General features: G+C 72.1%; 19 protein-coding genes. 5 read left to right on the forward strand and 14 right to left on the reverse strand.

The window, feature by feature from the left end:
• Window position 1 precedes the first annotated feature (1 nt).
• Complete coding sequence (locus ACIWQI_RS07925) at window positions 2-2,215, reverse strand: NADP-dependent isocitrate dehydrogenase (protein WP_396656604.1); 2,214 nt, start codon at window positions 2,213-2,215, stop codon at window positions 2-4.
• A gap of 189 nt (window positions 2,216-2,404) precedes the next feature.
• On the opposite strand from ACIWQI_RS07925, the gene ACIWQI_RS07930 reads away from it, so the two are divergent.
• On the forward strand, window positions 2,405-2,857 hold the full coding sequence (locus ACIWQI_RS07930; protein ID WP_396656605.1) for a GNAT family N-acetyltransferase: 453 nt from the start codon (window positions 2,405-2,407) through the stop codon (window positions 2,855-2,857).
• A 311-nt stretch (window positions 2,858-3,168) separates the two neighbouring features.
• Entirely contained in the window at window positions 3,169-4,008 is an 840-nt protein-coding gene (locus tag ACIWQI_RS07935; RefSeq protein ID WP_396656606.1) for an endonuclease domain-containing protein, read from the forward strand.
• A 115-nt stretch (window positions 4,009-4,123) separates the two neighbouring features.
• On the opposite strand, the gene ACIWQI_RS07940 is transcribed toward ACIWQI_RS07935, so the two are convergent.
• The 3 genes from ACIWQI_RS07940 to ACIWQI_RS07950 form a co-directional block, all read right to left on the reverse strand.
• Window positions 4,124-5,938 carry an ABC transporter ATP-binding protein gene (locus ACIWQI_RS07940; RefSeq protein ID WP_396656607.1) on the reverse strand — a complete coding sequence of 605 codons (1,815 nt, stop codon included), beginning with the start codon at window positions 5,936-5,938 and terminating at the stop codon, window positions 4,124-4,126.
• Window positions 5,935-7,755 carry an ABC transporter ATP-binding protein gene (locus ACIWQI_RS07945; RefSeq protein ID WP_396656608.1) on the reverse strand — a complete coding sequence of 607 codons (1,821 nt, stop codon included), beginning with the start codon at window positions 7,753-7,755 and terminating at the stop codon, window positions 5,935-5,937. The genes ACIWQI_RS07940 and ACIWQI_RS07945 overlap by 4 nt, the downstream gene beginning before the upstream one ends.
• A 116-nt stretch (window positions 7,756-7,871) precedes the next feature.
• Window positions 7,872-8,048, reverse strand: a complete 177-nt coding sequence (locus ACIWQI_RS07950; RefSeq protein WP_396656609.1) for a hypothetical protein — start codon at window positions 8,046-8,048, stop codon at window positions 7,872-7,874.
• A gap of 94 nt (window positions 8,049-8,142) precedes the next feature.
• Between ACIWQI_RS07950 and ACIWQI_RS07955 the strand changes: the two genes are divergently transcribed.
• Window positions 8,143-8,643, forward strand: coding sequence for a cupin domain-containing protein (locus ACIWQI_RS07955; RefSeq protein ID WP_396656610.1), 501 nt, complete (start codon window positions 8,143-8,145; stop codon window positions 8,641-8,643).
• 10 nt (window positions 8,644-8,653) lie between these two features.
• Here ACIWQI_RS07955 and ACIWQI_RS07960 read toward each other — a convergent pair whose 3' ends face one another.
• On the reverse strand, window positions 8,654-9,148 hold the full coding sequence (locus tag ACIWQI_RS07960) for a methylated-DNA--[protein]-cysteine S-methyltransferase (protein WP_396656611.1): 495 nt from the start codon (window positions 9,146-9,148) through the stop codon (window positions 8,654-8,656).
• Between the two features lie 92 nt (window positions 9,149-9,240).
• Entirely contained in the window at window positions 9,241-10,989 is a 1,749-nt protein-coding gene (locus ACIWQI_RS07965; RefSeq protein ID WP_396656612.1) for an AlkA N-terminal domain-containing protein, read from the reverse strand.
• Between the two features lie 82 nt (window positions 10,990-11,071).
• On the opposite strand from ACIWQI_RS07965, the gene ACIWQI_RS07970 reads away from it, so the two are divergent.
• Window positions 11,072-12,505, forward strand: a complete 1,434-nt coding sequence (locus ACIWQI_RS07970) for a dihydrolipoyl dehydrogenase family protein (protein WP_396656613.1) — start codon at window positions 11,072-11,074, stop codon at window positions 12,503-12,505.
• 19 nt (window positions 12,506-12,524) lie between these two features.
• Here ACIWQI_RS07970 and purH read toward each other — a convergent pair whose 3' ends face one another.
• From purH to ACIWQI_RS07985, 3 genes are read right to left on the reverse strand one after another with little or no spacing between them, the layout of a single operon-like run.
• A complete protein-coding gene (gene purH, locus ACIWQI_RS07975) occupies window positions 12,525-14,129 on the reverse strand; it encodes a bifunctional phosphoribosylaminoimidazolecarboxamide formyltransferase/IMP cyclohydrolase (protein WP_396656614.1) in 1,605 nt (534 codons plus the stop codon).
• A 2-nt stretch (window positions 14,130-14,131) separates the two neighbouring features.
• A complete protein-coding gene (gene purN / locus ACIWQI_RS07980) occupies window positions 14,132-14,746 on the reverse strand; it encodes a phosphoribosylglycinamide formyltransferase (protein WP_396656615.1) in 615 nt (204 codons plus the stop codon).
• Between the two features lie 9 nt (window positions 14,747-14,755).
• Window positions 14,756-15,988: a DUF6350 family protein gene (locus tag ACIWQI_RS07985; RefSeq protein WP_396656616.1), complete on the reverse strand. Its 1,233-nt coding sequence runs from the start codon at window positions 15,986-15,988 to the stop codon at window positions 14,756-14,758.
• A 147-nt stretch (window positions 15,989-16,135) separates the two neighbouring features.
• On the opposite strand from ACIWQI_RS07985, the gene ACIWQI_RS07990 reads away from it, so the two are divergent.
• Entirely contained in the window at window positions 16,136-17,590 is a 1,455-nt protein-coding gene (locus ACIWQI_RS07990) for an NCS2 family permease (protein ID WP_396656617.1), read from the forward strand.
• A 31-nt stretch (window positions 17,591-17,621) separates the two neighbouring features.
• Here ACIWQI_RS07990 and ACIWQI_RS07995 read toward each other — a convergent pair whose 3' ends face one another.
• Genes ACIWQI_RS07995 through sucC form a run of 5 tightly spaced genes read right to left on the reverse strand, consistent with a single transcriptional unit; the run spans window position 17,622 to window position 22,328 of the window.
• Complete coding sequence (locus ACIWQI_RS07995) at window positions 17,622-18,059, reverse strand: nitroreductase family deazaflavin-dependent oxidoreductase (protein ID WP_396656618.1); 438 nt, start codon at window positions 18,057-18,059, stop codon at window positions 17,622-17,624.
• Window positions 18,060-18,111: 52 nt separating this feature from the next.
• On the reverse strand, window positions 18,112-19,638 hold the full coding sequence (locus ACIWQI_RS08000; RefSeq protein ID WP_396656619.1) for a polysaccharide deacetylase family protein: 1,527 nt from the start codon (window positions 19,636-19,638) through the stop codon (window positions 18,112-18,114).
• Complete coding sequence (locus ACIWQI_RS08005; RefSeq protein WP_396656620.1) at window positions 19,635-20,168, reverse strand: hypothetical protein; 534 nt, start codon at window positions 20,166-20,168, stop codon at window positions 19,635-19,637. Before ACIWQI_RS08005 ends, ACIWQI_RS08000 begins: the two co-directional genes overlap by 4 nt.
• Before the next feature lie 51 nt (window positions 20,169-20,219).
• On the reverse strand, window positions 20,220-21,122 hold the full coding sequence (gene sucD / locus ACIWQI_RS08010) for a succinate--CoA ligase subunit alpha (RefSeq protein ID WP_396656621.1): 903 nt from the start codon (window positions 21,120-21,122) through the stop codon (window positions 20,220-20,222).
• Between the two features lie 39 nt (window positions 21,123-21,161).
• Window positions 21,162-22,328, reverse strand: a complete 1,167-nt coding sequence (gene sucC, locus ACIWQI_RS08015) for an ADP-forming succinate--CoA ligase subunit beta (protein WP_396656622.1) — start codon at window positions 22,326-22,328, stop codon at window positions 21,162-21,164.
• Window positions 22,329-22,360 lie beyond the last annotated feature (32 nt).

The raw sequence follows: 22,360 nt of genomic DNA on the forward strand, positions 1-22,360 counted from the left end.
CTCAGTCCGCGTCGATGATCGCGTTGAGCGTCGCCGACGGGCGCATGACCTGTGCGACCCGCTCGGGGTCGGGGTGGTAGTACCCGCCGATGTCGACGGGCGAGCCCTGCACGGCGAGCAGCTCGGCGACGATCTTCTCCTCGTCGGCGGCGAGGGCCTCGGCGACGGGCGCGAACGCGGCGGCCAGCTCGGCATCCCTCGTCTGCGCCGCCAGCTCCTGCGCCCAGTACAGGGCGAGGTAGAAGTGGCTGCCGCGGTTGTCGATCGTGCCGAGCCTGCGCCCCGGCGACTTGTCGTTCTCGAGGAACGTGCCGGTCGCGGCATCCAGCGTCTCGGCCAGCACCCGCGCCCTCTCGTTGCCGGTGACGTCGGCGTAGTGCTCGAACGACGCGGCGAGCGCGAAGAACTCGCCCAGCGAGTCCCAGCGCAGGTAGTCCTCGGCCAGCAGCTGCTGCACGTGCTTGGGCGCCGATCCGCCCGCGCCGGTCTCGAACAGCCCTCCCCCGGCAAGCAGCGGAACGATCGAGAGCATCTTCGCCGAGGTGCCGACCTCGAGGATCGGGAACAGGTCGGTGAGGTAGTCGCGCAGCACGTTGCCGGTCACCGAGATGGTGTCCAGGCCCTGCCGCATGCGGGCCAGCGAGTACCGCGCCGCCTCGGCCGGCGGCAGGATCGTGATCTGCACGTCCTTCGTGTCCAGCGTCGCCAGCGCCTGGTGCACCTTCGCGATCAGCTGCGCGTCGTGCGCGCGGTTGAGGTCGAGCCAGAAGACCGCCGGAGCCCCGGTCGCCCGGGCGCGGCCGACGGCCAGACGCACCCAGTCCATCACCGGGATGTGCTTGGTCTGCGTCCCCCGCCAGATGTCGCCGGCGCCGACCTGGTGCTCGATGACGACCTCGCCCGAGCTGTCGACGACCTGCACGACCCCCGCTGCGGCGATCTCGAAGGTCTTGTCGTGGCTGCCGTACTCCTCGGCCGCCTGGGCCATCAGGCCGACGTTGGGAACGGTGCCGATGGTGGCCGGGTCGAGCGGCCCGTTGGCGATGACGTCGTCGAGGACGGCCTGGTAGACCCCGGCGTACGAGGAGTCCGGGATGACGGCGAGGGTGTCGTCCTCGGACCCGTCGGCGCCCCACAGCCGGCCGCCGTTGCGCACGAGGGCGGGCATCGAGGCATCCACGATCACGTCGGAGGGCACGTGCAGGTTCGTGATGCCCTTGTCGGAGTTGACGTACGACAGGCGCGGGTCGTCGAGCGCGGCCTGGAACGCGGCGATGATCTCGTCGCCGCCCGGGGCCTCGGCGAGGCCGGCGAGGATCGAGCCCAGCCCGTCGTTCGGCGTGAGCCCCGCCTCCGCGATGCGGTCGCCGTACCGGTCGAAGACGTCGGCGAAGTAGGCGCGCACGACGTGGCCGAAGATGATCGGGTCGCTCACCTTCATCATCGTCGCCTTCAGGTGCACGGAGTAGAGGATGTCCTCGGCCCTGGCGGTCTCGATCGTCTCGGCGAGGAACTCGTCGAGCGCCGCCGCCGACAGGAACGTGCCGTCGATGATCTCGCGCGGCAGGACCTTCAGACCCTCCTTGAGCACGGTCTCGGTGCCGTCGTCGGCGATGTGCCGGATCGTGAGCACGTCGTCGTGGGCGGCGATCCACGACCGCTCGTTGTGCCGGAAGTCGTTCTCGCTCATCGTGGCGACGCGGGTCTTCGAGCCTGCTGGGAAGGGCTTGTTGAGGTGCGGGTGCCGGCGTGCATGGTTCTTGACCGACAGCGGGGCACGGCGATCGCTGTTGCCCTCGCGCAGCACCGGGTTGACCGCGGAGCCCTTGATGCGGTCGTAGCGGGCGCGGATGTCCTTCTCCTCGAGGGACTGCGGCTCGTCGGGGTAGTCCGGGATGTCGTAGCCCTGCGCCTGCAGCTCGGCGATCGCGCCCTTCAGCTGCGGAATGGATGCCGAGATGTTCGGCAGCTTGATGATGTTCGCCTCGGGCAGGGTCGCCAGGCCGCCGAGCTCGGCGAGCGCATCGCCCACCTGCTGCTCGGGCGTCAGCCGCTGCGGGAAGGCGGCCAGGATCCGGCCGGCGAGGGAGATGTCGCGCGTGGCGACCTCGATGCCCGCCTTGCCGGCGAACGACCGGATGATCGGCAGGAATGAGGCGGTGGCCAGGGCCGGCGCTTCGTCGGTGTGGGTGTAGATGATGGTCGACTCGGTCACTCGGCGATCCTACCGCACGGGCCTGCGATTTATCTCGACATCGAGATAAATCACGCGCGCACGCCCGCTCGTCGAGCGAGCCCCGCAGGGGCGAGACGAAACGCGCCGCACCCCCTGTCGCACGGGGAACCGTGCCCGGAAGGCGGCCGCGGACGTTGCGCGCCGACCGAATGCCGTTAGCCTGACTTCATGGCTGAACTTCGACTGGTCGAGCTCTCGGCCGACACGATCGTCGCCGTGAACAATCTGTCGCTGAAGCCCGGGCAGGAGCAGTTCCTCGCTCCCGTGTCGTACGGCGTCGCGGCGACCGTGGTGAATCCGGCGACGTCCTGGCAGCGCGTCGTGCTCGACGGCGACGAGGTCGTCGGCTTCGTCAGCGCGAACTTCGACCCCGACTTTCCGCAGGAGCATTTCCGCTCCGTGCTGTGGCGGATCAACGTCGACGCCGACGATCAGGGGCGCGGAATCGGCCGCTTCGCGGTCGAGGGACTGCTCGAGGAAGCACGCCGGCGAGGCGAGACCCACGTCGACGTCATCTACGAGGCGGGGGCGGGCGGGCCCGAGGCGTTCTTCGAGCGAATGGGCTTCACACCGGTCGGTGAGACAGAGTACGGTGAAGTGATCGCTGAGATCCGACTCTAGGATCCGCTGGGGGAATATCGCACTTTCGGCTGTCTCGAAGCCGTCCTGATCCGGGCGGCGGGGTCTCGGATTCCCCTCCCCCACCGAGGCCTCGTCGCCCTCCTTTCACGGCGCCCCGCCGTACCGCACGTCGCCGTTCGCCTCCGCTGCGCAGGAGGATGTGCGGAACGTCGGAGGATCTGCGTAAGATCCACCGACTTTCGTGTCATGCTCCGACGTTTCGCCCTCCCCAGGAGGAGCGTCGGGTGCACTGTCCACGTCGGGCCACGTGCGGCGGCGGCGATCGCCGCCGGAGCGCCGATCATCGGGACATGGACCTCGTGTCATGGATCACCACGCGCGGCGGCATCGTGCATCGCGATGTGGCGCGCCGCACGTACACCGATGCGGCGATCGCCCGTGCTGTCCGTGCCGGCGGGATCGAACGGGTGCGGCGACACTGGCTCGCCGCAGAGGGGGCGCCGGCGGATCTGCTGGCCGCGGCGCGGGCCGGCGGGCGGGTCGCATGCCTCACGTTCGCGCGACGGCGGAAGTGGTGGATGCCGGAAGGCATCGACACCGCGCGGCACCTGAGCATCGGCCCCCATGCGCGTCGAGGCGCCGTCGGGAAGGGCGACATCGTGCACTGGACGAAGCCGGTGGGCGCGGCATCCCCACACTCCCTTGAGGAGTCCGTCGAAGACGCGCTCGCCCACATCGCGCTGTGCGCCGACCTGGAATCCGCGCTGGTGATCTGGGAGTCCGCGATCCGGATCGAGGGGATCGCCGTCGAGGCGCTGCGCCACGTGCGCTGGACGACGCGGGTCGCTCGGCGCCTCGCGCAGGAGGTGACCGGACTGTCCGACTCCGGGCTGGAGACGTACTTCCGGGTCCGCCTCGGGCCCTGGGGCCTGCCGATAAGGCACCAGCCCATCATCGCCGGCCGGCCGGTCGACTTCCTGATCGGCGAGCGCCTGATCGTGCAGATCGACGGCTACGCGCATCACTCGAGCTCGGCGCAGCGCACCAAGGATGTCGCGTTCGACGCCGAGCTCCGTCTGCGCGGATACACCGTCCTGCGCTTCACCTATGCCCAGGTGCTGCACGATTGGCCCGCGGTCGAGCGCGCCATCGCCCGCGCGCTGGCCGCCGGCCTGCAGCGGCCCCGCTGAACGTCGGAGCTTCGAGCGATCGTCGGAGGGATCGGGGCAGATCCTCCGACCTTCGCCCGAAGCTCCTGCGTTCTCCCGCGCCGTCGAGCCGAGCACCCACGCCCGGCCGCCGTCGTCAGACGAGCGACTCCCGCCACGCACTGTGCAGCTGGGCGAACTTGCCGGTGCCGGCGATGAGCGCCTCCGGGGTGTCGTCCTCGATGATGCGGCCGTGCTCCATCACCAGCACGCGGTCGGCGATCGCCACCGTCGACAGGCGGTGGGCGATGATGATCGCGGTGCGGTCGGCGAGCAGGGTCTGCAGCGCATCCTGGATCTGACGCTCGGACGGGATGTCCAGCGACGCCGTGGCCTCGTCGAGGATGAGCACCGCGGGGTCGGCCAGGAAGGCGCGTGCGAACGAGATCAGCTGCCGCTGGCCCGCCGAGACCCGGCCGCCGCGCTTGTTCACGTCGGTGTCGTAGCCGTGCGGGAGGCGCTCGATGAAGGCATCCGCCCCCACCGCCCGGGCCGCGGCCCGGATCTCGTCCATCGTCGCGTCGGGCTTGCCGAGCGCGATGTTGTCGGCGACCGTGCCGCTGAACAGGTACGCCTCCTGCGTGACCATCACGATGGCGCGGCGCAGGTCCTTCGGGTGCAGCGACCGCAGGTCGACGCCGTCGAGGGTCACCGCGCCGCGGGTCGGGTCGTAGAACCGCGACACCAGCTTGGCGAGCGTCGACTTGCCGGCGCCCGTCGTGCCGACGAGCGCGACGGTCTGCCCGGCGGGGATGTCGAGCGAGAAGTCGGGCAGGACGACCCGCCCGTCGCCGTAGCCGAACTCGACGCCCTCGAAGCGGATGCCGCCGCGCGCCGTCCACAGGTCGACCGGGTTCGTCGGGTCCGGCACCGTGGGCTCCTCCTCGAGGACGCCCGAGACCTTCTCCAGCGCCGCCGTCGCGGACTGGTAGGTGTTCAGCACCATCGCGATCTCCTGCAGCGGCGCGAAGAAGTTGCGCACGTACAGCACCGCCGAAAGCAGCACGCCGATCGCGAGCGTCCCGTCCGCGACGCGGATGCCGCCCCACAGCAGCACGACGGCGACGGCGACGGCGGCGATCGCGAGCAGGCCCGGCTCGAACGCGCCGAACAGGCGGATCGCCCGCATGTTCACCTCGCGGTACTGCCCGGACAGGTCGCCGAACTCGTCGTCGTTGCGCTCCTCCTTGCGGAACGCCTTGACCGCGCGCACGCCGGTCATCGTCTCGACGAACTTCACGATCACCTTCGCGCTGACCACCCGCGACTCGCGGTACACGACCTGCGAGCGTCGGTAGAACCAGCGCATGAGGAAGTACAGCGGGATGCCGGAGGCCACCAGCACCAGACCCGATCGCCAGTCCCACAGCAGCAGCGCGATGAGGGTGAACGCGCCGTAGAGCACCCCGGAGACGAGTTCGTTGAGGCCGCCGTCCAGCAGCTCGCGGATCGTGTCGAGGTCGCTGGTCTGCCGCGAGATGATGCGGCCCGACGTGTACGACTCGTGGAACTCCAGGCTCAGCCGCTGGGTGTGCAGGAAGATGCGGATGCGCAGCTCGAGCATGACGGCCTGGGTGAGCCGCGCGCCCACGACGACGTACCAGCCGATGAGGGCCGCGCCGCCGAAGGCGGCCACCAGGTACACCGCGACGATGACGAAGGTCGGCATCCAGTCGTTCGCCTCGATCACCGCCGGCAGGGCCCGGTCGATGCCGATCGCGATCAGGATCGGCCCGATGACCCGCAGCACGGTAGACACGACGAGCACGACCGCCGCGAGCACCAGCTGCCGCCACAGCGGCTTCAGCAGCGACCCGAGCAGCCGCAGCGAGCGGCGGCGGATCGCCCTGCTCTCGGCGCGCGTGTAATCGGAGCGGTCCTCGCCGCTCGTGCCGATGACTCCGGTGCTCACAGGTTCACCTCCCTCTCCCGCATGCGGGCCTGTTCGTCTTCCAGACTCGAGATCACGTGCCGGTAGTGCGCGCTCGTGCGCAGCAGCTCGGAGTGCGTGCCGACCGCGGTGATGCGGCCGCGCTCCAGCAGCGCGACGCGGTCGGCGAGCATGACGGTCGACGGCCGGTGGGCGACCACGAGCGCCGTGGTGTCGGCCATGACCTCCCGCAGCGCGTCCTCGACGAGCTTCTCGGTGTCGACGTCGAGCGCCGACAGCGGGTCGTCGAGCACCAGCACCGCCGGCCGGGCCGCGACGGCGCGGGCCAGGGCCAGGCGCTGGCGCTGGCCGCCGGACAGCGACAGACCCTCCTCGCCGATGATGGTGTCCACCCCGTCGGGCAGGTCGTCGACGAAGCCGGCCTGGGCGACTGCGAGCGCCTCGCGCAGGACCCGCTCTCCTTCGGGGCTGTCGGGGTCGATGTCCTCGCGGCCCAGCAGGACGTTCTCGCGCACGGTCTGCGAGAACAACGTCGCGTCCTCGAAGGCCATGCCGATGTGCGTGCGCAGCTCGGTGAGCGTCAGCTCGCGGATGTCGACACCGTCCAGCAGCACCCGGCCCCCGGTGACGTCGTACAGGCGGGTGGGGAGCGTGGTCAGGGTCGTCTTGCCCGAGCCGGTGAGCCCGACCAGCGCCATGGTCTCACCGGGGCGCAGCACGAGGTCGATGCCGTCGATGAGGTCGGGCTCGGTGGGCATCGCGTCCGGGTAGCGGAAGTGCACGCCCTCGAAGACCAGACTGCCGCGCGGCTCGATCACGTGGGCGGGATGCCGCGGGTCGACGATCGTGTTCTGCTCGTCGAACACCTCGAAGATGCGGTCGGTGGCCGTGCGTGCGTCGAGGGTGAACGAGTAGAGGAAGCCGATCGACTCCATCGGCCAGCGCAGCACGGTGGCCATCGCGAAGAACGCGATCAGCTGCGCGATGGTGAGCTGGCCGAGCATGATCAGCACGATGCCGGTGCCCAGGCTCAGCGCGAACGCGATGTCGGGCAGCAGCACCAGCCAGAACCAGATCCAGCCGACCGACCGCGCCTTGTCGAGCTCGGTCTCGCGCAGGGTCTCGGCCTGCTGGGCGAACTTGCGCAGCGCGTACTTGCCGCGGCCGAAGGCCTTGAGGACCCGGATGCCGTGCACCGATTCCTCGACGCTGGTCGCCAGGTCGCCGGCCTGATCCTGGCTGCGGCGGGCGAGGGTGCCGTACGTCTTCTCGAACCGCGACCCCGCGTACCAGATCGGAGCGGAGCACACGAGGAAGACGGCGCCCAGCACCCAGTGCCAGCTGAACAGCAGCACCAGCCCGACGACGATCGTGATGATGTTGACGACCAGCAGCACGCTGCCGAACGCCAGCCAGCGCCGCAGCATCGAGATGTCCTGCATCATCCGCGAGAGCAGCTGTCCGGACTGCCAGCGATCGTGGAAGGCCACGGGCAACCGCTGCAGCCGTGAGTAGAACGCGGTGCGCAGGTCGTACTCGACCTGCGTGCCGGGGGCGAGCACGAACCAGCGACGCGCCCACACCAGCAGCGCCTCGATGAGTCCGAGCGCGAGGATCGCGGCGGCGCCCCAGGCGATCTGGGCGGGGTCACCCGTCGCGATCGGGCCGCGCACGACCACCTCGAGGATGATCGGGATGCCGAGGGCGGCCAGGCTCGCAAGCAGCGCGCTGACGGCGCCCAAGACCAGGCGCGGCATCACGGCCTTCGCGAACGGAAGCAGGCGTGAGAGCGCGCGCAGCGTGGACTGCTGGGGAGGGGAGGAAGCGGTGGTGGTCATGATCCTTGCGGGGACGGCGATCGACGGCGCGCGGAGCGCGAAGCGCTCTGGAGATCCAGAACGTGGGGGCAGCGGATCCTATGCCCGGAGGCGGATCGTGCGAGGTCCTGCGGCGGTCACCCGAAGAAGGGGCGGACCGTCCCGACGAGGACGGCGGCGTCGGGCTCGATGATGACGGCCTGATACACGGCTTCCTCCTCGGATCGTGGGACGGTGACCGGCAGCCGCTGCGCGACATACCAGCCGAACAGCTTATTGCGGGCAGCCGCGTCTGCGCAAGATCGACGTCGCACCGGGGGTGTCGGCCCTCCCAGGCGCCCTGCTAGAGTCTGCCCATCCAACCGGCTCGCCGGCGGATAGCCGACGACAAGTGAGAGGAGTCGGACTATGCCGCTGCGATCAGTCACCCCCGCTGGTGGCATCGCCAGACGCACGCTCGCAGCTGTCGATGACGGCGGGTCGACACGGATGCCGGCGCCGACCCCGTCCTACCCGCCGGGAATCACCGTCGAGACGCTGGCGCGCGGGATGCCGCGTGCGCTCGACGGGCAGGGTCTGGTGCTGCTGCACGTCACCTATGAGCCCGGTGCCGTCATCCGCGCGCACACCGACCCGGGCGCGGCCACCTACTCGGTGCAGTCCGGCACGATCGAGTTGAGCATCGAATCCGGCACCGCGCAGCTCGAGCGCGCCGGTCAGGACGAGAGTCAGATGCTCAACGCCGGCGACACGATCGCGACGCGCACCGGCGACGCCGTCTTCTACGACGCCGGCACCGCGCACACCACGCGCAACAGCGGCCGGTCGCCGGCGACCATGATCGTCGCCGCGATCTTCACGCCCGACAAGCCGCTGCTGCAGCCTGTGGACGGCGACGGAGCGGACTGACCGGCTCGGGTCAGGCGGCGGCCTCCCGCGCGAGCAGGCTCCGCTTGACGTCGAGGCCCCAGGCGAAGCCGCCGAGCGTGCCGTCCGACCGGAGCACCCGGTGGCACGGCACGAACAGCGCGGGCGCGTTGCGCGCGCAGATCGAGGCGGCGGCCCGCACGGCAGCCGGCTCGCCGATCGCGGCGGCGAACTCGGTGTAGGTGAGCGGGCTGCCGGGCTCGATGGTGCGCAGGCCCGCCCACCCGCGCTCCTGCAGCGCGGTGCCCCGCTGGGCCACCTCGACGCCGTCGATGGCGGTGACGTCTCCGGCGTAGTAGGCGCGTGCGGCCGCGGCGGCCGCGGTCTCGCCCTCGACGACCTCGCTGGGGCGCAGCTGCCGCGGGATGCGGTCGAGGGCCTCCTGCGGGTCGGCGGTCCACCCCGAGGCGAGCACGCGCCCGCGCTCGTCGGCGACGATCGTGAACGGGCCGTCAGGGGTGTCGATGGTCTGGATGGTGGCGGTCACGAGATCTCCTTCGAGGTCTGGGGGTCGAGGATGGGGACGCGGTTCGGCGATCGGGGTACGTGGTTCGGCGTTCGGCGTTCGGCGTTCGCAATTCAGTCTCCGCGGGGCCTGGGCCGGGCCGGAGTGCGCGTGTTCTCGGGCCGGTGCGGGCGGACGCCACTCGCCGAGACTGAATTGCGGACGGCGGGGCGGGGTGCAGCTGCGGCGGCGGGGCGGGGTGCTGCGGCGGCGGGGCGGGGTGCTGCTGCGCCGGGGCGGGGTGCGGGTGCGGCGGCGGCGCGCCACAGGTGAGCGGTGAGGTAGCTGCGCCAGGGCGCGGTGCGCGCAGCCCAGGCGGTGAGGCCGGCGGCGTCGGAGGGGATGCCGGCCGCCGCCGCGCCGGTGCGCACGGCCACATCTCCGGGCAGGATCACGTCGGGGTCGCCGGTGATGCGCATGCGCACATAGTCGGCGGTCCACGGGCCGATGCCCGGCAGGGCGAGCAGGGCGGCGCGTTGGGCCGCGTTGTCGTCGCCCGGGCTGAGCACGAGGTCGCCCGCGGCGAGCGCAGCCGCCGCGCCGGTGACGGCGCGGATGCGCGCGGCGGGGCCGCGCAGCACCTCGTGGCCGTGCTCGGCGATCGCCGCCATCGTCGGGAAGAGCCGGTCGACGCCCTCGCCCTCGGCGGCGGTGCCCACGTCGACCGGCGCGCCGAGCGCGTCGGCGAGACGGGTCAGCGCGGTGCGTGCCGAGGCGACGGAGACCTGCTGGCCGATCATGGCGCGGATGAGCATCTCGGCGGGGTCGGCGGCGCCGGGGACCCGGATGCCGGGGGTCGCCGCCACGAGCGGCGCCGCCTCCGCGTGCTCGGCGAGGGCGGCGTCGACCGCGATCGGGTCGGCGTCGAGGTCGAACAGGCGCCGGGCGCGACCGACGAGCACCGGCAGATCCGCGAGGTGCGCCAGGCGCGCGTCCAGGCGCACTCGGGTTCCGTCGTGGCGCAGCCGGAACCAGGCGGGGCCGCCGGGCAGGGCGAGGGTGCGGGCGTATGAGTCGGCGGTGGCGTGCTCGATCCCGGGCAGGGCCCGGGCGGTCATCCAGGCGAACAGTCCCGCGGCGTCGAAGGGCCTGCGAACCGGCAGCGCGAGCGAGATGCTCCCCGCCTCCTGGCCCGAGCCGTGACCGCTCCCCGAGCCCGTCGAGGGCCCCGAGCCGTGACCGCTCCCCGGGCCCGCCGAGGGCCCCGAGCCGTGACCGCTTCCCAAGCCCGCCCCGCTCCCCGAGCCTGTCGAGGGGCGCCGCGCCCGCAGCTCCAGCGGCGTCAGCCCGAACACCTCGCGCATCGTGTCGTTGAACTGCCGGACGCTGGCGAACCCGGCCGAGAAGGCGACGTCGGCGGCCGACAGATCGGTGCCGACCAGCAGCATCCGCGCGGTGTGCGCGCGATGCGCGCGGGCGAGCGCGAGCGGCCCCGCGCCGAGCTCCGCGACGAGCAGGCGGGTGAGGTGCCGCGGCGAGTAGCCGAGGCGCGCAGCGAGTCCCGGCACGCCCTCGCGCTCGATCACCCCGTCGGCGATGAGCCGCATCGCGCGGCCGGCGGCGTCGCCGCGCAGGTTCCACTCGGGCGAGCCGGGGGCCGCCTCCGGCAGGCACCGCTTGCACGCCCGGTAGCCGGCTTCGTGCGCGGCGGCGCTGGTGGGGTAGAACGTGACGTTGACCGGCTTGGGCGTGCGAGCGGGGCAGCTCGGCCGGCAGTAGATGCCGGTCGAGCGCACCGCGGTGACGAACTGCCCATCGAAGCGCGCATCGCGCGATTCGATCGCGCGATACCGCTCGTCGAAGGTCATGGTCGTACCGGTCATTCATCAAGCCTGACACGTGCCGGACGCACCGGCTAGCGGAAATCGGACATGACCGTGGCGACCTGCGAGTAGCGTGGCGCCCATGGAGACCAAGGAGTACGACCTCATCGTGATCGGCGCCGGACCGGTGGGCGAGAACGTCGCCGACCGCGCCACCGCGGGCGGTCTGCGCACCGTGATCGTCGAGGAGGAGCTGGTCGGCGGCAGCTGCTCGTACTGGGCCTGTGTGCCCTCCAAGGCGCTGCTGCGCCCGCACGGCGTGCTCAGCGAGGCCCGCGCCGTCGCCGGCGCCCGGGAGGCGGCCGCCGGCGACCTCGACATCCCGGCCGTGCTGCGACGGCGGGATGCCGCCGTCGGCGACTGGGACGACACGGGGCAGGCCGACTGGCTGAGCTCGGCGGGCATCGACCTCGTGCGCGGCCACGGCGAGCTGATCGCGCCCCGCCGCGTGCGGGTCGCGGCCGCCGACGACACCGTGACGCTGCTCGCGGCCAGGCACGCCGTCGCGGTGTGCACCGGCAGCGCCCCCCGGGTGCCGGCCGAGCTCGCCGACATCCAGCCGTGGACCAGTCGCGACGCGACGAGCGCGCACGAGCTGCCCGCTTCGCTCGCGATCGTCGGGGGCGGCGTGGTGGCGTGCGAGCTGGCCACCGCCTACGCGGGGCTCGGCGTGCGGGTGACCATGATCGTGCGCAGCGGCCTCCTCGGGCGGGTCGAGCCCTTCGCGGCCGACGCCGTCCGCGACGGACTCGAGACGCTCGGCGTGGACCTGCGCCTGCCCGCCGCCGTCGCCGAGGCGCACCGCACCGAGAAGAACGCCGTGCTGACCCTCGACGACGGAAGCCGCGTCGTCGCCGAGCAGGTGCTGGCGGCGACCGGCCGCATCCCCCGCACGTCGGATCTGGGGCTCGAGAACGTCGGCCTGGTCCCCGGCGACTGGCTCGCCGTCGACGACACGCTGCGCGTGGAGGGCACCGACTGGCTCTACGCCGTCGGCGACGTCAACCACCGTGTGCTGCTGACCCATCAGGGCAAGTATCAGGGGCGTGCCGCCGGCGACGTCATCGCGGCGCGGGCGCGCGGCGGCGACGTCGATGCCGCGCCATGGGGCGCGCACGTGGCCACCGCGGACCACGCCGCCGTCCCGCAGGTGGTCTTCACCGAGCCGGAGGTCGCCGCGGTCGGCCTCACCGCCGCGCAGGCGCAGGACGCCGGGCATCCCGTCCGCGTGCTCGACGTCGACCTGGCGAGCCTGGCCGGCGCCGCCGCCCGCGCCGACGACTACCGGGGGCGCGCCCGCGCGGTCGTCGACGACGACCGCGGCGTGCTCCTGGGCGCGACGTTCGCGGGCGCCGGGGTCGCCGACCTGCTGCAGGCGGCGACGATCGCCGTGGTCGGCGAGGTGCCGCTGCAGCGGCTCTGGCACGCCGTGCCGTCGTTCCCCACCCTCGCCGAGGTGTGGCTGCGGTGGCTCGAGGCGTACGGGCGCGAGAGCGCACTCACCACCCGTCGGTGATTCACACGCCGACCGCGGCTCAGTGGAAGAAGTGCCGCTCGCCCGTGAAGAACATCGTGACGCCGCGCTCGCGCGCCAGCTCGATCGTCTCCTCGTCGCGCACCGAGCCCCCCGGCTGCACGATCGCCGAGACGCCGGCGTCGATGAGCACCTGCGGTCCGTCCGAGAAGGGGAAGTAGGCGTCCGATGCCGCGACCGACCCGGCCGCCCGGTCCCCGGCACGCTCGACGGCGAGCCGGCAGGAGTCGACCCGGTTCACCTGCCCCATGCCGATGCCGACGGTGGCCGAGTTCTTGGCGAGTACGATCGCGTTCGACTTCACCGCGCGGCACGCCTTCCATGCGAAGATGAGGTTCGTCATCTCCTCCTCGCCCGGGCGCTCTCCCGACACGAGCTCCCAGTCCTTGGCGACCGACTCGACGTCGTCGGGGAAGCGGTCGGCGTCCTGCAGCAGCAGCCCGCCTGAGACCAGCCGCACGTCCATGCGCTCCTGTCGCCAGTCGGCGGGGAGCTTGAGGATGCGCAGGTTCTGCTTGAGCTTGAAGACCTCCAGAGCCTCGGGCTCGAAGTCGGGGGCGAGGATCACCTCGGTGAAGATGTCGCGCAGGTTCTCGGCCATCTTCAAGGTCACGGTCCGGTTCGCGGCGATCACCCCGCCGAAGGCCGAGACCGGGTCGCACTCGTGAGCGCGCAGATGGGCCGACGCGATCGGGTCCAGCGCGTTGCGGGCGGCGACCGCGATCCCGCACGGGTTGGCGTGCTTGATGATCGCGACGGCGGGATGCACCATGTCGAACGCGGCGCGCAGTGCGGCATCCGCGTCGACGTAGTTGTTGTACGACATCGCCTTGCCCTGCAGCTGCGTCGCCTGGGCGATGCCGTGACCGTCCTGGGTGGTGTAGATCGCCGCGCGCTGGTGGCCGTTCTCTCCGTACCGCAGGGTCGCCAGGCGCTCGGCCTTGATGGTGAGGAAGGCGGGCAGGTCCTCCTCGGCGAGGGTGCTGTCGGCGAACCAGGTGGCCACGGCGCGGTCGTAGGCGGCGGTGTGGGCGAAGGCGCGCGCGGCGAGCTCGCGACGCTGCGCGAGGGTGGTGCCGCCCTTCCCGATCGCCTCGATCACGGCCGGGTACGACTCGGGCGAGACCACCACCGCGACGTTGGCGAAGTTCTTCGCCGAGGCGCGCACCATCGCGGGGCCCCCGATGTCGATCTGCTCGACGATCGCGTCGGGGTCGGCGCCCGAGGCCACCGTCTCCACGAACGGGTAGAGGTTGACGACGACGACTTCGAACGGCTCGATGCCGAGGTCGGCCAGCTGACGCTCGTGGTCTTCGAGGCGGAGGTCGGCGAGCAGCCCGGCGTGCACGCTGGGATGCAGGGTCTTGACCCGTCCGTCCAGCGATTCGGGGAAGCCGGTGACCGTCGCGACATCCGTCACGTCGAAGCCGGCCTCGCGGATGCGCGCCGCCGTCGATCCGGTCGAGACGATCTCGACGCCGGCTGCCGCGAGGGCCCCCGCGAGCTCGATCAGCCCGGTCTTGTCGCTGACGGAGACGAGGGCGCGTCGGACGGGGACGACGTCGCGGTCGCGGTACAGGGCGGGATCGTGGCTCGGGCCGGCCATCTCTACTCCTCTGCTGCGGGAAGGGGTGCGGGGGCGGGTGCAGCGGTCGCCGCGGGCTGGGTGGCGTGGCGGCGCACGACATCGATGAGCAGGCGCCGCTCGACGGGCTTGATGCGCTCATGCAGCGTGTGCTCGTCGTCGCCGGGCAGCACGGGCACGCGCTCCTGGGCGATGACGGGGCCGGTGTCGACGCCGTCGTCGACGATGATCACGCTCGCTCCGGTCTGGGCGACCCCGGCGGCCAGCGCGTCGCGCACGGCGTGCGGGCCGGGGAACTCGGGCAGATAGGCGGGGTGGGTGTTGATGATCCGCGGCGAGTAGCGGGCCACCACCTCGGGCGGCAGCAGGCGCATGAGGCCGCTGAGCACGATGAGGTCGGGATGCCAGATGTCCAGCTGCGCGGCCAGCTCGGCACCCCAGTCGGCGCGGGTGGCGAAGCGCGTGTAGGGGACGACGAAGGACGGGATGCCGTACTCCTCGGCGTGGGCGAGCCCGTCGCAGGGCCGGTCGGCGCCGACGACGGTCACCTGGGCCGGGAAATCGGGCTCGCTCGCCGCCTCCAGGAGCGCCCGCAGGTTGGAGCCCCCGCCGGAGATCAGGACGGCGACCGACAGCACCTGTCAAGTCTATGGGGCGGCGGCATCCGCCTCTTCCGCCGCGGCCCACTGGGGAGCGGGGCCGGGGCGTCGTGCCGGCGACAGGAGCAGGATGCCGGCGCCCACCAGCACCTCCAGGCCCGCCGCGAGCGCGACCGGACCGGGCTCGGGGCCGACCTCGGCGAGGCGGCCGGGGCCGAGCGCACCGGAGGCGACGGCGGCCAGCAGCGCGGCGCCCGCGCCGGAGAGCACCGCGACCGACAGCGCCAGCACCAGCCGCGGCAGCATCGCCTCGCCGCGCAGCCGCGACCGCAGCACCCAGCCCGCCAGCGCCCCGGCGGCGATCGGCAGCAGCAGCACGATGAGCAGCCAGGGGGAGACCGACTCGGGCAGCGCCCCGAGGATCGGGATGCCGGGCACGACGCCGACCTGCGTGCCCGCGGGCGAGACCGCGGTGCCCGGGCCGAGGACGAAGCCCGGTCCGGTGACCCACGCCAGCGCCCACACCACGAGTGTGGGCAGGTAGGCGAGCTGGCCGAGGGTCACCAGCGTTGCGCCCAGGGCGTCGACCTGGGCGCTCTCGTAGAGCGCGATGATCTGCGGGCCGCGGCCGATGAGCGCGACGGCGAGCGCGAGGGCGCCCAGGCCGATGAGGGCGCAAAGCGCGAGGGCCGTGCCGCGCGCGATGAGGCCGGGCACCGCGGGCCACTCCCCCGGCCAGGCCGCGACCCGCGCGCGCACCGCGGCGAGTCCGCCGCGGCGCCATGCGGCGACGATCGCGCCGGTGAGCGCCGCGAGCCCGTAGACGAGGGAGGGCGCGAGCACGGCCTGCCACGGCACGGGATCCACGACGGCGGTGCGCGCCGTCACCGCGATGGCGGCGGCGAGCCCCGCGAACACGATGGTGCCGCTGAGCACGCCCGTGATCCAGGCTCCGGCGCCGGCGGCGCGGGCGCCGGAGCGGGCGGCGAAGATCGCGGTGAACGACGCGAACGCGAGGGGTGCGAGCGACAGGGTGAACGAGGCCGCATCGACGGGGATGCCGGTCTGCACGATGAACTCGTCGGGCAGCGTGAGCGGCAGCGGCACGAGGTTGCCCAGCTGCCAGATCGCGGCGGATGCCGGCCACAGCGAGCCCCAGTCCGGACGGGCGATCCCGAACACCCAGAGCACCGTCAGGGGGGCCAGCACGGCCGCCAGCGCCGCGGCTGCGGCGATGGCGGCGTCGAGGGCGGAGAGCAGGGCGACGAGGAGGCGGTGCATGCGGTATCGACCCTATAAGCGCCCGCGCGCGGCGACCGGCGGCCACGCAGGGGCTCCCGGCATCCGGTCCTCGTGTGCGCGCGGGGGCCTCGGAGGCGATAGCCTTCCCTGGGAACTTCCTGAATGCCCCCTTTCCCGAGGAGACCGATGACCACCGAACAGACCGTCGCGCCCGCGGAGGCCGAGCCTCAGCCGCGCAACGCCCTCGACCGCTTCTTCGAGATCACCCGGCGCGGGTCGACGATCGGAACCGAGGTGCGCGGAGGCCTCGTGACCTTCGTCACGATGGCCTACATCGTCGTGCTGAACCCGATCATCCTGTCCGGCACGCCCGACGTCGACGGCAACGAGCTGTCGTTCGCCGCGGTCGGCGCCGCCACCGCCCTCACCGCCGGGGTCATGACGATCCTGTTCGGCCTGGTCTCGCGCCTGCCGTTCGCGTTCGCCGCGGGCCTGGGGATCAACGCGTTCCTCGCGTTCAGCGTCGTCGGCGAGGTGACCTGGGGCGAGGCCATGGCGCTCGTGGTGATCAACGGCGCGATCATCGTGCTGCTGTCGGCCACCGGGCTGCGCAAGATGATCTTCGATGCGGTCCCGGTCCAGCTGAAGATCGCCATCACCGTCGCGATCGGGCTGTTCATCGCCTTCATCGGCTTCGTGAACTCCGGCTTCGTCACGTCGACCGGTGCCGCCTCTCCCCCGGTCGGCCTGGGCGTCGACGGGTCGGTCGCGACGATCCCGACGCTCCTGTTCGTCGTCACGCTGCTGCTGACCTCCATCCTGATCGCGCTGAAGGTCAAGGGCGGCATGCTCATCGGCCTCATCGTCGGAACGGTGCTCGCCGTCATCGCCGAGGCCGTGTTCAAGCTCGGCTCGGCCGTCGACAACCCGGGCGGCTGGGGCCTGACGATCCCCGCGCTGCAGGGGTCGCCGATCTCGGTTCCCGACCTCAGCCTGCTGGGCGCGGTCGACTTCGGCTTCGACCTCGCGAAGGTGAGCATCGTCACGCTCATCATGCTCGTGTTCACCCTGGTGTTCTCGAACTTCTTCGACGCCATGGGCACGATGACGGGCCTGGCGAAGGAGGCGAACCTCGCCGACGCGAAGGGCGACTTCCCGCGCATCAAGTCGGCGCTGGTCGTCGAGGGCGTCGGCGCGATCGCCGGTGGACTCACATCGTCGTCGTCGAACACCGTGTTCATCGAGTCGGGCGCCGGCATCGGCGAGGGCGCGCGCACGGGCCTTGCCAACATCGTGACCGGTGTCGTGTTCCTGCTGGCGATGTTCTTCACGCCGCTGACCTCGATCGTGCCGACCGAGGTCGCCGGAGCGGCCCTGGTGATCGTGGGCGCGATGATGATGTCGCAGATCAAGAGCATCGACCTGACCGACTTCCGGGTGCTGCTGCCGGTCTTCCTGACGGCGACGGTGATGCCGCTGACCTACTCGATCGCCAACGGCATCGGGGCGGGCTTCATCAGCTGGGTCGCCATCCACGCCCTGTCGGGCCGTGCCAAGCAGGTCAGCCCGCTGCTGTGGATCGTCGCGATCGGCTTCGTGATCTTCTTCATGCGGGGCCCCATCGAGGCGATGATCGCCTGACCCGGGCTGCGAGCCCCGCGCTGACGACGGATCAGTCGCGGGGCTCGAGCAGGAAGACGGCGATCACGCGCGACGTCTTCGTGGCGTAGTCCGCGTAATCCGGCCACGCCTCCACGGCCCGGTCCCACCACTCGGCGCGCTCGGCGCCGCTGAGCTCGCGGGCGGTGTAGTCGCGCTTGACGGCGCCGTCCTGCAGCTCCACGTGCGGGTGGCGGCGCATGTTGCCGGCCCACTTCGGCTCCAGCGGCGCGCCGCCGCGCGACGCGACGACGGCGTAGCGTCCTTCGTGCTCGACGCGCATCAGGGCGGTCTTGCGCAGGGCGCCGGTCTTGGCCCCCACGGTGGTCAGCACCACGATCGGCTTCCCGCGCAGGAGGTTCGCCTCGGCGCCCGCGGACGCCTCGAACTTCTCGGCCTGCTCACGGGCCCACTCGGATGTGCTCGGCTTGTACTCTCCGGTCAGCGGCATGCTCCCAGCCTACGGCCGCCGCAGACCGCGGGATGCGCGCCGGCACGCCGGATCAGCCGGCGGAGCGCCACGCGCCGACGGTCGGCAGGTCGCCGTCGAACAGCTGCGTGATCGTCACGGGCGTGAAGCCCCGGTCGCGCAGCCCCGCGATGATCGCGGGCGCGAGCCGCACCGAGCGCTCGTGCGTGTCGTGGAACAGCACGATGCCGCCCGGCCGCGGCTCGTCGATGGCCCGCTCCAGCAGCACGTCGTCGGGCGGGCCGGCCCAGTCGCGCGTGTCGACCGACCACAGGATCGCGGGCTGCTTCGCCACGGTGAGCACACGCGAGTTGTACTCGCCGTACGGCGGGCGGAAGGTCGCCACCGGCTGCCCGCTCTGCTGCTGCAGCAGGTTGCGCGTGCGGGTCAGCTGCGAGGCGATCTGCTCGTCGTCGAGGCTCGGCAGCGAGGGGTGGTCCCACGTGTGCGAGCCGATGATGTGCCCCTCGGAGGCGACCCGGCGCACCGTGTCGGGGTTGCGCGAGGCGTACTGCCCGAGCATGTAGAAGGTCGCGGCGGCGCGGGCGTCGGCGAGTTCGTCGAGCAGCCGGCCGGTCAGGCTCGAGGGCCCGTCGTCGTAGGTGAGCGCGACGCACGGCAGGAGGGTGCAGTCGACCCAGTCGCGGCCGGCCGGCACGAGCTCGGGCCCGGTGTAGGCGGATCCGGATGCCGCGGCCACCCGCTGCCCGAAGGGCGTCGCGAGCTCGGCGACCACACTCGCGGGAACCTCGATGACGAGCGGCTCGGGGGTGGCGTCCACACCGAGGTCGACGAGCTCGGGCGTGCTGAACCCGGCCGGCAGCGTGAACACGAGTGCGCCGTCGGCGCCGGGCACGGTGTCGGCGAGCCCGGCGGCGATGAGGGCCGCCTGCGCCTCGTCCGGCGGTGCGACAGGGCCCAGGCCCAGCGCGCCGGCGTCGCGGCGGATCGCGTCGACCACGTCGTCGCGCAGGGTGACGCCCGCCCCCTCGGTCCACAGGCCCGCGCCGTCCACGAGCTCGCCCGATTCGGTGTCGATGTACAGCACCGTCGAGGTGTCCGAGGTGATGCCGTCTGCCGTGCCGGCGACCACGCGGATGCGCTGGCCGAGCACGCTGCCGCCGGCGGCGACCACGTCGCACACCACCGCGGCGCCGTCGCCGGGTCCGAGCGCGGGGTCGGCGAGCAGCTCGCGCGCGGGCAGCAGGGTCGATCCGCGCACGCACCCGCGCTCGCCCAGCCCCGCGCCCTGATCGCCGACAGTGGGCGTGTACGAGCGGCCGGCGGCCTCGCGCACGAGGTCGTCGATCCGGCTGTTGAGCGTCCGGGCGGCGCCGGTCGTCCCGGGCAGGTACGCCATGCGCGCCTGCACCCCGTCCGCGCGGATCCGCTGGGCGGTCAGCGGCAGGGCCGCGGCATCGAGCGGCTCGGGGGCGGCGGCGAGCACCTGCACCTCGGCGGCGGGCCAGGTCGGCGGGGTCCAGGCCGGGTCGACCGCCGGTGCACAGCCGGTGACGACGACGGCGACCGCGAGCAGGGATGCCGCTGCCGCCCGCCTCATGCCCGCACCCCTTCCAGCAGCAGCCCGAGGGCGGCGCGGTAGTCGCCGTCGGAGGTGGCGGTCGCGGTCACCACGGTGCCGCCGCCGACGTCGATCACGGCGTAGACGACGCCGTCCGCGGCATCCGCATGCACCACCCGCAGTCCGCTCGCGAGCGTCTCGGCGCGGACCGTGGCCGATCCGGCGTCGGCCGACTCCAGCAGCGCGGCGAGCACCTCCGGTGCGTCGCCCTCCGTGGCCTCCAGCTGCACCGACAGGCCGCCGTCGGGCGTGCGGGCGATCACCGCCGGACCGGAGCGCTGCACGACCCAGCCTTCGGGGACGACGACGGATGCCTGCGCGTCGCCGATCGGCACGGCCGTCGTGCCGTCCGAGACGTCGCTGGAGAGATTGGTCGCCACCGGCGGCCACACGACCACCAGCGCCACGACGAGGAACACGATCGCCGCGACGGCGCCCACGGCGGCCAGCAGGATGTCCCACGGGCGCCACGGGAACAGACCGCGGTGCGGCGCGACCTCCTGCGGCATCCCTGACCTCCCCCTGTCCCCTCGCAGGAGTCTACGGGGGACGCGGTGGGGTCAGAGTGCTTCGATGATCTCCCGCATGAGGTCGGCCGCCTCGGACGGCGTCTTGCCGACCTTCACGCCCGCCGCCTCGAGGGCCTCCTTCTTGGCCTGCGCCGTGCCCGCCGAACCCGACACGATGGCGCCGGCGTGGCCCATCGTCTTGCCCTCGGGCGCGGTGAACCCGGCGACATAGCCCACGACGGGCTTGGTCACGTGGGCCTTGATGTACTCGGCCGCGCGCTCCTCGGCGTCGCCGCCGATCTCGCCGATCATGACGATCGCCTTGGTCTCGGGGTCGGCCTCGAACGCCTCCAGGGCGTCGATGTGGGTCGTTCCGATGATGGGGTCGCCGCCGATGCCGATGGCGGTGGAGAAGCCCAGGTCGCGCAGCTCGTACATCATCTGGTAGGTCAGGGTGCCCGACTTCGACACCAGCCCGATCGGGCCCTTCCCGGTGATGTTGGCCGGGGTGATGCCCACGAGCGCCTCGTCGGGGGTGATGATGCCGGGGCAGTTCGGGCCGATGATGCGGGTCTTGCCGCCCTTGGCCTTCGCGTACGCCCACGCCTCGGCGGTGTCGCCGACCGGCACGCCCTCGGTGATCACCACGAGCAGCGGGATGCCGGTGTCGATGGCCTCGATCATGGCGTCCTTCGTGAACGCCGGCGGCACGAACGCGATCGACACGTCCGCGCCGGTCTTCTCGATCGCCTCGGCGACCGTGGCGAACACGGGCAGCTCGACGTCGGCGCCGTCCTTGTCCTGGTGCAGCACGGTGGTGCCGGCCTTGCGCGCGTTGACGCCGCCGACGATCTGGGTGCCGGCCTTGAGCATGAGCGCGGTGTGCTTGGTGCCCTCACCGCCTGTGATGCCCTGGACGATGACCTTGGAGTCCTTGTTGAGGTAGATCGACATTGTGTTCCTTTGCGGTCCCTGAGCTGGTCGAAGGGCGGGTCAGGCGGATGCGGCGAGCTCAGCGGCCTTGTCGGCGCCCTCGTCCATGGTGGCGGCGAGTGTGACGAGCGGGTGGTTCGCGTCGGCGAGGATGCGGCGGCCCTCTTCGACGCGGTTGCCGTCCAGGCGCACCACGAGCGGCTTGGACGCGGTGGCTCCCAGCTCGGCGAGGGCGCCCACGATGCCCTTGGCGACGGCGTCGCACGCGGTGATGCCGCCGAAGACGTTGACGAAGACCGACTTGACCTGCGGGTCGCCGAGGACGACGTCCAGCCCCGCCGCCATGATCTCGGCCGAGGCGCCGCCGCCGATGTCGAGGAAGTTGGCGGGCTTGACGCCGCCGTGGTTCTCGCCGGCGTACGCGACCACGTCGAGGGTCGACATGACCAGGCCCGCACCGTTGCCGATGATGCCGACCGCGCCGTCGAGCTTGACGTAGTTGAGGTCGTTCTCCTTGGCCTTGGCCTCGAGCGGGTCGGTGGCGGCCTTGTCCTCGAGTCGCGCGTGCCCGGGGTGGCGGAACTCGGCGTTGTCGTCGAGGGTCACCTTGCCGTCCAGCGCGATGATGTCGCCGGCGCCGGTGAGCACGAGCGGGTTGACCTCCACGAGCGTGGCGTCTTCGCCCCTGTAGACGTCGTAGAGCTTCACGAACACGTCGGCGACCTTCTCGACCAGGTCGGCGTCGAAGTTCGCCGCCTGGGCGATCTCGCGCGCCTTGGCCGGGGTGATGCCCTCCAGCGGGTCGACCTCGACGCGCGCGAGGGCCTCGGGCTTCTCGACCGCCAGGTGCTCGATCTCCATGCCGCCCTCGACCGAGCACAGGCTCAGGTACGACCGGTTGGCCCGGTCCAGCAGCACCGAGAAGTAGAACTCGCGGGCGATGTCGGCGCCGGCGGCGACCATCACGCGCTTGACGATGTGGCCCTTGATGTCAAGGCCCAGGATGGCCTCGGCGGCCGCGAACGCCTCGTCGGGGTTCTTGGCGACCTTGACGCCGCCGGCCTTGCCGCGGCCGCCGGTCTTGACCTGCGCCTTGACGACGACGACGCCGCCCAGCTTCTCGGCCGCGGCCTTCGCCTCTTCGGGGGTGTCTGCGACGATTCCGGCGAGCACCGGCACGTCATACTTCTCGAAGAGGTCCCTGGCCTGGTACTCGTAAAGGTCCACGTGCATTCCTCCGATGAGGCTTGAGGGCAGGA

The organism is Microbacterium sp., from assembly GCF_044508325.1.
Taxonomy (GTDB): Bacteria; Actinomycetota; Actinomycetes; order Actinomycetales; family Microbacteriaceae; genus Microbacterium.